This window comes from Aliidongia sp., assembly GCF_035943795.1.
GTDB lineage: Bacteria > Pseudomonadota > Alphaproteobacteria > ATCC43930 > CGMCC-115725 > Aliidongia.
This window is the reverse complement of the sequence record NZ_DASZBY010000004.1, coordinates 1-8990: the sequence shown is the minus strand read 5'-3', so window position 1 is coordinate 8990 and position 8990 is coordinate 1. Positions and strand designations below refer to the sequence as shown.

The window sequence follows — 8990 nt, the reverse complement described above, 5'->3', positions numbered from 1 at the left end:
GTCGGCGCCGGCGGCACGATCGGCCGGGCCATCGTTCGGGCCTTGCAGGAAGATCATGAAATCATCGCCGCCTCGCGGCAGGAACCGGTGCGCGTGGATATCGAGGACGCGGCCTCGATCGAGCGCCTGTTCGACGAGGTGCCAGGCATCGCGGCCGTCGTTTGCTGTGCGGCGAGCGGGGCGCTGGCCCCGCTTGGCACCGCATCCGAGACCGATCTGGAGACCTCGATCCGTGGCAGCTGGGACAGGTCCGGCTCGCGCTGACAGCGTTGCGGCGCTTGCCCGCTGCCGGCCGCGACGATCGCCCTCGCCTACAAGGCGGCCCTCGAAAGCGGCAGCCGGGGCGAGACGTTTCGCCCGCAGTGACGGTTAAGCGGCGCGGCCGTCGAACTCGAAGGTCGGAACGGACGCGAGTTCGACACCGTCCAGGCAGCGGATATTGATGTAGGCCGACCGCTCGCCCTCGGCAGCCGTATCCTCGGCATAGGGATGCATGCCGCAGGTTCGGCAGAACCGATGCGCGATGGCGCCCTTGGCGAAGACGTAGCGGCCGATGTCATCGTCCCAGGTGATGACGCGCAGCTTGTCGCGCGGGACCGCCCATAGCAGCGCCCCCTTGCGGCTGCAGATCGAACAGTTGCAGGCGACGGCGCCGGTCAACTCGCCTTCGACCTCGAACGCGACGCCCCCGCAATGGCAACGACCTTGATACAGCATGTCCATCTCTCCGGATCGCGACCGGCCCGACGCTGATTGCGCGCCGGGCCCCGCCGATGGGTTAGATCTTGGCGGCGAGCGCCGCCAGTTGGTCGGCGCACAGACCCCAGCCTTCCTGGAAGCCCATCTTCTCGTGCGCCTCGCGATCGGCGACCGTCCAATGGCGGACACGGGCGGTATATTTCGTCTTGCCGCCCAGGTCCTCGAACGTCAGGACCACGGTCATGAACGGTTTTTGCGACGGAACCCAGGCCTCGGTAAAGGCGTCGGTGAAGACGAGCCGCTCGTTCTCGACCACCTCGAGATAGACGCCGCGGTTCGGCATCTCGGTGCCGTCGGGGCCGCGCATGACGATCAGGTTGGAACCGCCCGGGCGGACATCGAGTTCGGCGACGGGCGTGGTGTAGGGCAACGGCGCGAACCATTGCTTCAGCAGTTCCGGATCGGTCCAGGCCTTGAACAGCTTGGCCGGCGGCACGTCGATGACGCGTTCGAGGACGAGTTCACGGTCGTTGGCAGCGCTGGTCATTTGAAAATCTCCGGGGTTCAGATCGCTATCTCCCCAAGGACGAACCATAGGGTGGGTCCCCGACAACCGGAGCGAATTTTCTTGCTGCTTTTCCCACGCCCGGTCGCGAACGGAAGGTCGAACCGGATATTTGCAATTTTTCGATAGATTTCGAATCGTTCGATATCTATTGTTATAATCATGAAACCACGTGAAACTCCCATCGGCCTGCTGCTGGCCCAGACCGCGAAGGTGGTCGGCCAGGCGTTCGACGACACGCTGGCCGCGGCGGGTGGCTCGACCTCGACCTGGCTCGTCCTGTTGGCGCTGATGCGTGGCAGCCACCGCACGCAGCGGGACCTGGCGGCGGAGGTCGGCGTGCGTGGGCCGACGCTGACCCATCATCTGAACGGAATGGAGCAGGCTGGCCTGTTGACGCGCGCGCGACGGCCCGACAATCGGCGCGAGCACGAGGTCGCCTTGACGGACGGTGGCCGCGCTCTGTTTCATCGATTGCGGTCGGCGGCGGCGGCACACGATGTCCGGCTGCGCCAGGTCTTCGATCCCCATGAACTCGAAACCCTGAGAGCCCTGCTGGGCCGGATGGCGCAGACGGTTCGGCCGCCCGCGTCGGCCGGTCGCGGGCTGGAGGAAGCGTGATGCTGCTGAAAAACAAGATCGCTCTGGTGACCGGAAGCTCGCGCGGCATCGGCGCCGCGATCGCCCGGCGCTTCGCCGCCGAGGGCGCCCGGGTCGCCGTCCACGGCCGCGACGGCGCGGCGCGCGCCCAGGTCCTGCGCGAGATCCGGGAGCGCGGCGGCACTGCGATCGAGGTCGAGGGCGACGTGACGTCGTTCGCGGCGATCGAGGCCCTGCGCACTACGATCGAGGCGCGCCTAGGACCGGTCGAGATCCTGGTCGCGAACGCCGGCGGCAACGCGACGCCGCCGGGGCCCCTGGAAGAAATCAGCGAGGCCGGCTGGCGCGCGTCGATCGACGGCAATCTCACGGCGACCTTCCTCACCCTGAAGAGCTTCCTGCCCGGCATGAAGGCCCGCCGGGCCGGGAGCATCGTCACCCTATCGTCCGCCGCGGCGCGGAAACCGCCCATCGGCGCCCCGATCGCCTATGCCTGCGCCAAGGCCGGCATCATCCTCCTGACCCAGGACGCGGCGGCGCAGGTGGGACCCGATGGCATCAGGGTGAATTGCATCGCGCCCGAGACCATCCTGACCGACCGCAACCGGCAGCGGATCCCCGCTGCAACGCAGGAGATGCTGGTCGGCACCCATCCGCTGCGCCGTCTCGGCACCCCGGAGGACGTCGCCGAGGCGGCGCTCTACCTGGCTTCGCCGCAGTCCGGATGGGTCAGCGGCATCGTGCTCGACGTCGCGGGCGGCGCCGTCATGGTCTGACGGAAATCCTATCCGGCCGAGGCCACCATCCACTCGATCATCGGCGTCCAGCCGGGCTCCGGTCGCAGCAGGAAGAGAGTGCCGAGCGCATCCAGCACCTGGGCTGCATCGAGGTCGAGCCGCCGGGGCGCCTCGCCCGGCGGCCGGATCGTCAGGTGATTGCCCAGCAGCGTATACCGCGCCTCGTCCGCCGTGCGCGCGACCATCAGGTTGTGCCGGAACCTGCTGTTGGGATGGCTCGAGGTGAACCAGTTGCCGACCACATAGTCGATGTCGGCCGGCGGTTCGCGCGACAGGTCGTAGACCAGGACCCAGTTTCCGTCGATCAGCACCTCAAGCGCATGGCCCTCGTCGCTGGGTCGCAGGCGGAAGCTGTCGTGGCGGGTGAGTTGCGCCGCCGGATCCGAGAACCGCAGCGGCGCCGTCGGCAGGCGCGTGCCGAAGCCGACGTCGCTCAACCACGGTTCGCCGTCGATCGTCACGCGCAGCGCCATGTGGGTGCGCGCCGGCAGGCCGGCGAGGCCCGGGTTCATCCAATAGACCCGTCCCATCATGCCCGCGACCTGGAAACCCAGCGCCTCCAGCACGCGCTTGAACAGGCCGTTCTGCTCGAAGCAATAGCCGCCGCGCGCCGCACCGATCAGCTTCGCATCGACCGCCGGCGGCGAAAGGTCGATCGGCCGCCCCAGCAGCAGGTCGATCGCCTCGAACGGGATCGCGGCCGGATGCAGCGCTTGCAGCGCGGCCAAGGTTTCGAGCGTCGGGTGCCGCGACCCGCGATAGCCGACGCGGGCGAAATAGGCATCGAGATCGACGCCGCGCGAAGGATTGGTCATGGTCGCCGAAACACGCCGAGCAAGCTGTCGATGATCTTCTGTCCCCGCTGCCTTACCTGCTTCGGATGGTCCGCCTCCGGCAGCATGAGCGCCACCTTGCAGATCATGGCGTCGACCATGCGGCTCAGCAGGTCGATATCCTCGAACTCCAGCTCGCCGGCACGCTTCAGGGCGTTGAGCGTCGCGGTGAGCAACGCCATCGGGTAGGCCTCTTCGATTTCCCGATAGCGCGCGTTGCCCAGCACCGCCGGCGCCTCCTGGATGACGATACGGCCGTAGGCCGGCTCCAGGCAGGCATCCAGATACGCATCGATGCCCACGCTCAAGCGGTCCCAGGTCTTGCGCTGCATCTTGGCCCGTTCGGCAATCCGGGCCGTCGCCTCCGCTTGCAGGGCCACGACCACGGCATCGAACAGCGCCTGCTTGTCCGAAAAGTGGTGATAGAACGCGCCGCGCGTCACCCGGGCAGCCCGGGAAACCGCCTCGATTCCGGTCGCCTGATACCCCTCCTTCGCGAAGGAATCGCGGCCGGCCGACAGCAACGCCTGGCGGGTGGCTTCGGCATATTCCTCGCGACGGCTCTTCTCGGGTCTGGGATCGTCCATGCCGGCAACATACCGCTTGATGCGATCGGACAACATGACATATAACATACATACAGTATGTCAGAGACATGATGTCCGCATCTTGATGAACGATCGGAGAACGGCATGAACGGCGATCGAATGGTCGAGCTGGCCCAGGCGCTTGCCGCGGCCAAGAGCCGGCAGGATGTCCCGGCGGCCCTGGCGCTGTTCCATCGGGACATGCTGCTGGACAGCCCGGCTTTCGGCACGAGGGCGCAGGGCCTCGCCGAGAACGCGGCGGCGCTCACCCGGTTCTTCACGTCGTTTCCGGACTACGACGTCACCCTCGACGGACATGCCCACAACGCCGACACGCTGGTCTGTTGGGGCACGGCCCGGATGACCATGACCGGCGATCGTTTCGGCGTGACGCCCAACGGCCGCCGCGCCAGCTTGCCAGTGTCCATCCGGTTCGCTTTCGAGGACGATCTGATCGCCGGCGAGCGGTTCTGCTTCGACCTGGCGACGCTGTGCGCCCAATCCGGCGTCTCGACCGATGCGGTCCGGCGCAAGCTGTTCGGCGCCGCTTAGGCGCACCCCCACACTCGAAGGCAACGACATGGCACCCGACCCCCGCGTGAAATCCGTCGGCGAGATCGAGACGGCACCGCTCTTCGACATCGTCGTCGATCTGAATCCACGCCTGAACATCGGCGCCGGCCCGTTCGGCCAGCGCATCCTGTTCGGCGCGGCCGGCGGATCGTTCGAAGGGCCCAAGCTGCATGGTGAGGTGCTGCCGGGCGGCGGCGACTGGGCGCTGTTCCGGCCCGATGGCGCCATGATGCTGGACGTGCGGCTGACCCTGCGTACCCACGACGGTGCCCTGATCCACATGACCTATGGCGGCCGCTGGGTCACTCCGCCCGACCTGCGCGCTCGGATGGCCGATCCGGAGGGCCGGCACCAGATCGATCCGGCCCGCTATTATTTCCGGACCAACCCGCTGTTCGAAACCGGCACGCCGGCCTACGCCTGGCTGAACGACATCGTCTCCGTCGGCTCGGGCTATCTGGTCGAGGGTGGCATCGCCTACCGGGTCTCCCAGGTGCTTTGAGCTGTCCCGACTACATCAACCCCAGCCCGCGCAGGCTGGCATGACCGGCGCGGCCGATCACAAGATGGTCGTGCAGATCGATGCCCAAGGTGGCGCAGGCGGCCGAGACGGCCCGGGTCATGTCGATGTCAGCCTTGGATGGCGTCGGATCGCCTGAAGGATGGTTGTGCACCATGACGACCGCGGAAGCGCCCAGTTCGAGCGCCCGCTTCACCACTTCGCGCGGATAGACCGGCGTATGGTCGACCGTGCCGGTCTGCTGCACCTCGTCGGCGATCAGCACGTTCTTGCGATCGAGGAACAGCACCCGGAACTGCTCGATCGGCGCGCGGGCCATGGCGGCGCGGCAATAGTCGACGACCTTGTCCCAGGACGACAGCACGGGCGCCGTCCGCACCTCGTCGCGCAGCACCCGTTCGACCCCGGCCTGGATCGCCTTCAGCGCCACGACCGAGGCCTCGCCCATCTCCGGTACCGCCATCAGCGCCGGAATCTCGGCGCCGATCACGCCGGCGAAGCTGCCGAACCGGGCGAGCAGGGCCTTGGCGAGCGGCTTGGTATCCTGGCGCGGCTTCGCCTGGAACAGGACCAGCTCCAGCAGCTCGTAGTCCGGCAAGGCGGCCGGCCCGGCTTCGAGGAACCGGGCGCGCAGGCGCTGGCGATGGCCGAGATGGCCCGGCTTCGCCCCTTGCCCGTCGTCCGCCTCGCCCATCGGCGCCGCGGCGGTCGTCTTAGGCCGAATAGGGCGGCTTGGTATGGCCGGCCGGCGACAAGGTGAAGATCTCGCAGCCGTCGGCCGTGACGCCGATCGTGTGCTCGAACTGCGCCGACAGCGACTTGTCCTTGGTGACGGCGGTCCAGCCGTCGGCCAGCACCTTCACCTCGTAGCGGCCGCTGTTGATCATCGGCTCGATGGTGAAGAACATGCCTTCGCGCAGCTGGGGACCCTCGTTCGGCCGGCCGTAATGCAGCACGCTGGGGGCGGCGTGGAACACCTTGCCGATGCCATGGCCGCAGAAGTCGCGCACGACCGAAAAGCGCTGGGCCTCGGCGAAGCTCTGGATGGCAAAGCCGATGGCGCCCAGATGCACGCCCGGCTTGACCGCGGCGATGCCCAGCATCATGGCGTCATAGGTGATGTCGACCAGCCGGCGCGCCTTCAGCGGCACCTTGTCGCCGATCAGGAAGGTGCGGCTCGTGTCGCCGTACCAGCCATCGAGGATGACCGTGATGTCGATGTTGGCGATGTCGCCATCCATCAGCTTGCGGTCGCCCGGAATGCCGTGGCAGACGACATGGTTGATCGAGATGCAGGTCGCCTTCGGAAAGCCGCGATAGTTGAGCGGCGCCGGGATCGCCTTGTGATCGAGGATGAACTCATGGCACAGCCGGTCGAGCTCGCCCGTGGTCACGCCGGGCGTCACGAACGGCGTGATGTAGTCGAGCACCTCGGCCGCCAGGCGGCCGGCCTTGCGCATCCAGGCGAAATCCTCGGGCGCATGCAGCTTGATGCGCGCTTCCTCGACATAGCTGCGGTCGCTCAGGGCCAGATCCGTCATCGTCTTCCTACAGGGTCCAAGGGGGCTGGGTCGGCCCGTTCCATCCATCATGCCGCGTCGCGACGTTCTAGGCCAGCAGCTCCAGTTTCCGGTCGACCAGGATGCCTCCGGTCGTGACCGAACAGCCATAGACCAGAGCCTCGACGCCCGCCGCCAACGCCACCTTCAACCCGGCATGGTAGGCCGGATCGAACTCGGGCGCCGTACGGAACCGGTCGCAATCCTCGCGCTGCACGACATAGAGCATCACCGCGCGATGGCCGGCCGCGACCATGTCGGCCAGTTCCAGAAGATGCTTCGCGCCGCGCCGGGTCACGCAGTCCGGAAATTCGGCCAGACCGTCGCCGCGGCTCAGGTGCACGTTCTTCACCTCAACATAGCAGGTGGGACGCGCCGGCGCCTCCAGCAACAGGTCGATACGACTGTTGCGCCTGTAGCGCACCTCGCGGGTCAGTGCGGCGTAGTCGGCGAGTTCCGGAATGGCGCCGGTGAGGATAGCCTCCTCCGCCAGATGGTTCGGCCATGACGTGTTGATGCCGACCAGTCCGGTGCCGATCCGCACCAGTTCCCAAGACCAGGCCAGTTTCCGCGCCGGGTTGCGCGACGGCGACAACCAGACCTCGGCATCCGGCGGCGCCACGCCCAGCATGGCACCCGGGTTCGCGCAATGGGCGACGATCACCTCGCCGGTTTCGAGCGCCACGTCGGCGAGAAAGCGCTTGTAGCGGCGGACGAGCCGGCCGCGCACCAGGGGAGCGGGAAATCTCATGGCTGCCCCTGTAGCGGTTCGCGCGAGCGGCCGCAAGGGTCGGCACGGCTTGCCGAACGCCCGGTCCTGGCCTAGCTTTCACTCATCATGACCGAACCCACGCCCGCACCCGTCACCGCCTGCCTCGTGATCATCGGCAACGAGATCCTGTCGGGCCGCACCCAGGACATCAACCTCAACTATCTGGCCAAGGGCCTGAACGAGGTCGGCGTGCAGATGCGCGAGGCGCGGGTCATTCCCGACGTGCCGGAGACGATCGTCGCGACCGTCAACGAGGTGCGCGCGAAATATGACTACGTCTTCACCACCGGCGGCATCGGGCCGACCCACGACGACATCACGGCCGAATGCATCGCGGCGGCGTTCGGCGTGAAGCTGATCCTGCATCCGGAGGCGAAGCGCCGGCTGGAGGCGCATTACCTGACGCGCGGGATCGAGCTCAACGAGGCGCGGCTGCGCATGGCGCACGTGCCGGAAGGCGCCACCCTGATCGACAATCCGGTCTCGACCGCGCCCGGCTTCCGCATCGGCAACGTCCATGTCATGGCCGGCGTGCCCAAGATCATGCAGGCCATGTTCGACGGCATCCGCCACGGCCTGAAGGGCGGCGCCAAGATGCTGTCGCGCTCCGTTACCTGCGGCTTGGCCGAGGGCACCGTAGCGCGCGACCTGGGCCTGATCCAGGCGGACTATCCGGCGGTCGAGATCGGCTCCTACCCGTTCTGGACCGGTGGCGGCGGCTTCGGCGTGTCGCTGGTGCTGCGCAGCGCCGATCCGGCTGCGCTGGAACATGCGAGCGAAGCGGTGATCGCCATGATCCGCGGCTTCGGCGGCGAGCCGGTCGAGCGCGAGCCCGAAACCAAGGCATAGCCCCGTTGCCGCCCGCCCCGGCTTGATGCTACTGCTCTCGCCCGGTCGAGGACGTGGTGGAACCGGTAGACACCTCAGACTTAAAATCTGACGCCTTCGGGCATGAGGGTTCGACTCCCTCCGTCCTCACCAATTGAAAACAAACGAACTTTTGTAATTTCAGATTATTTGTCCCAAAATCATTGCGGGAATTGGGACAAAGTGGGACACTGGGAAGTAGCCACCCCAGGAGTTCCCCCAATATGCCCAACCCGATAAAGCGCGGAAATTCATGGCAAGTGAAGATCCGCCGGAAGGGCCGCGACGGGATCCTCGAAAAGGTCAACGAGACATTCGACACGCACGCTGAAGCCCAGCGGTTCATCGAACTCAAGCTCGGAGCGTCGGCACGGCACGAACGAATGAGCCGCGACAAGGAAGCCAACACGTCTCTGCGGATGCTGCTGGATCGGTACGAACAAGAAGTCGTCGACCCAAAGCCGGCGAAGCCCAGGGCGCAGCAACGCAGCATTATGACCAAGTGGCGGAACAGCGGCCTAGCTGACCATTCCCTCTTAGCCCTCGAACCAGAGCTTTTCGGGCGATGGCGCGATAAGCAAACAAAGGCAGGCGCGGCAGGCTCAACGGTTGCGAATG

14 protein-coding genes and 1 tRNA gene are annotated in these 8990 nt (G+C 66.7%); 8 read left to right on the top strand and 7 right to left on the bottom strand.

What is annotated here, in order from left to right:
- Positions 1-264 (top strand): NAD-dependent epimerase/dehydratase family protein (locus VGV37_RS00590; RefSeq protein ID WP_326877642.1); only part of this gene is annotated, 264 nt, incomplete at its 5' end.
- Between the two features lie 105 nt (positions 265-369).
- On the opposite strand, the gene VGV37_RS00585 is transcribed toward VGV37_RS00590, so the two are convergent.
- Both VGV37_RS00585 and VGV37_RS00580 read right to left on the bottom strand, forming a co-directional pair.
- On the bottom strand, positions 370-717 hold the full coding sequence (locus tag VGV37_RS00585; RefSeq protein ID WP_326877641.1) for a GFA family protein: 348 nt from the start codon (positions 715-717) through the stop codon (positions 370-372).
- A gap of 61 nt (positions 718-778) precedes the next feature.
- The gene (locus VGV37_RS00580) at positions 779-1246 is read right to left on the bottom strand and encodes an SRPBCC family protein (protein WP_326877640.1); all 468 of its coding nucleotides are present in this window, start codon (positions 1244-1246) and stop codon (positions 779-781) included.
- A gap of 180 nt (positions 1247-1426) precedes the next feature.
- Between VGV37_RS00580 and VGV37_RS00575 the strand changes: the two genes are divergently transcribed.
- A complete protein-coding gene (locus VGV37_RS00575) occupies positions 1427-1885 on the top strand; it encodes a MarR family winged helix-turn-helix transcriptional regulator (RefSeq protein ID WP_326877639.1) in 459 nt (152 codons plus the stop codon).
- A complete protein-coding gene (locus VGV37_RS00570; RefSeq protein ID WP_326877643.1) occupies positions 1885-2640 on the top strand; it encodes an SDR family NAD(P)-dependent oxidoreductase in 756 nt (251 codons plus the stop codon). The genes VGV37_RS00575 and VGV37_RS00570 overlap by 1 nt, the downstream gene beginning before the upstream one ends.
- A gap of 8 nt (positions 2641-2648) precedes the next feature.
- Here the strand turns inward: VGV37_RS00570 and VGV37_RS00565 are convergent, their stop codons facing one another.
- Together VGV37_RS00565 and VGV37_RS00560 are read right to left on the bottom strand one after the other, a co-directional pair.
- Complete coding sequence (locus VGV37_RS00565) at positions 2649-3476, bottom strand: arylamine N-acetyltransferase (RefSeq protein ID WP_326877638.1); 828 nt, start codon at positions 3474-3476, stop codon at positions 2649-2651.
- Positions 3473-4081 carry a helix-turn-helix domain-containing protein gene (locus VGV37_RS00560; RefSeq protein ID WP_326877637.1) on the bottom strand — a complete coding sequence of 203 codons (609 nt, stop codon included), beginning with the start codon at positions 4079-4081 and terminating at the stop codon, positions 3473-3475. The genes VGV37_RS00565 and VGV37_RS00560 overlap by 4 nt, the downstream gene beginning before the upstream one ends.
- A gap of 105 nt (positions 4082-4186) precedes the next feature.
- Here VGV37_RS00560 and VGV37_RS00555 point away from each other — a divergent pair, with 105 nt between their 5' ends.
- Positions 4187-4633: an ester cyclase gene (locus tag VGV37_RS00555; RefSeq protein ID WP_326877636.1), complete on the top strand. Its 447-nt coding sequence runs from the start codon at positions 4187-4189 to the stop codon at positions 4631-4633.
- A gap of 28 nt (positions 4634-4661) precedes the next feature.
- Positions 4662-5156 carry a DUF3237 domain-containing protein gene (locus tag VGV37_RS00550; protein WP_326877635.1) on the top strand — a complete coding sequence of 165 codons (495 nt, stop codon included), beginning with the start codon at positions 4662-4664 and terminating at the stop codon, positions 5154-5156.
- Between the two features lie 10 nt (positions 5157-5166).
- Here the strand turns inward: VGV37_RS00550 and radC are convergent, their stop codons facing one another.
- From radC to sfsA, 3 genes are all read right to left on the bottom strand, one after another.
- Positions 5167-5868: a RadC family protein gene (gene radC / locus VGV37_RS00545; RefSeq protein ID WP_326877634.1), complete on the bottom strand. Its 702-nt coding sequence runs from the start codon at positions 5866-5868 to the stop codon at positions 5167-5169.
- Positions 5869-5887: 19 nt separating this feature from the next.
- Entirely contained in the window at positions 5888-6715 is an 828-nt protein-coding gene (map, locus tag VGV37_RS00540; RefSeq protein ID WP_326877633.1) for a type I methionyl aminopeptidase, read from the bottom strand.
- A 67-nt stretch (positions 6716-6782) separates the two neighbouring features.
- The gene (sfsA, locus tag VGV37_RS00535; RefSeq protein ID WP_326877632.1) at positions 6783-7484 is read right to left on the bottom strand and encodes a DNA/RNA nuclease SfsA; all 702 of its coding nucleotides are present in this window, start codon (positions 7482-7484) and stop codon (positions 6783-6785) included.
- A gap of 87 nt (positions 7485-7571) precedes the next feature.
- Here sfsA and VGV37_RS00530 point away from each other — a divergent pair, with 87 nt between their 5' ends.
- From VGV37_RS00530 to VGV37_RS00520, 3 genes are all read left to right on the top strand, one after another.
- Positions 7572-8354 carry a competence/damage-inducible protein A gene (locus VGV37_RS00530; RefSeq protein WP_326877631.1) on the top strand — a complete coding sequence of 261 codons (783 nt, stop codon included), beginning with the start codon at positions 7572-7574 and terminating at the stop codon, positions 8352-8354.
- Positions 8355-8401: 47 nt separating this feature from the next.
- A tRNA-Leu gene (locus VGV37_RS00525) sits at positions 8402-8486 on the top strand.
- A gap of 110 nt (positions 8487-8596) precedes the next feature.
- The coding region (locus VGV37_RS00520) for a hypothetical protein (protein ID WP_326877630.1) at positions 8597-8990 on the top strand (394 nt) is incomplete at its 3' end.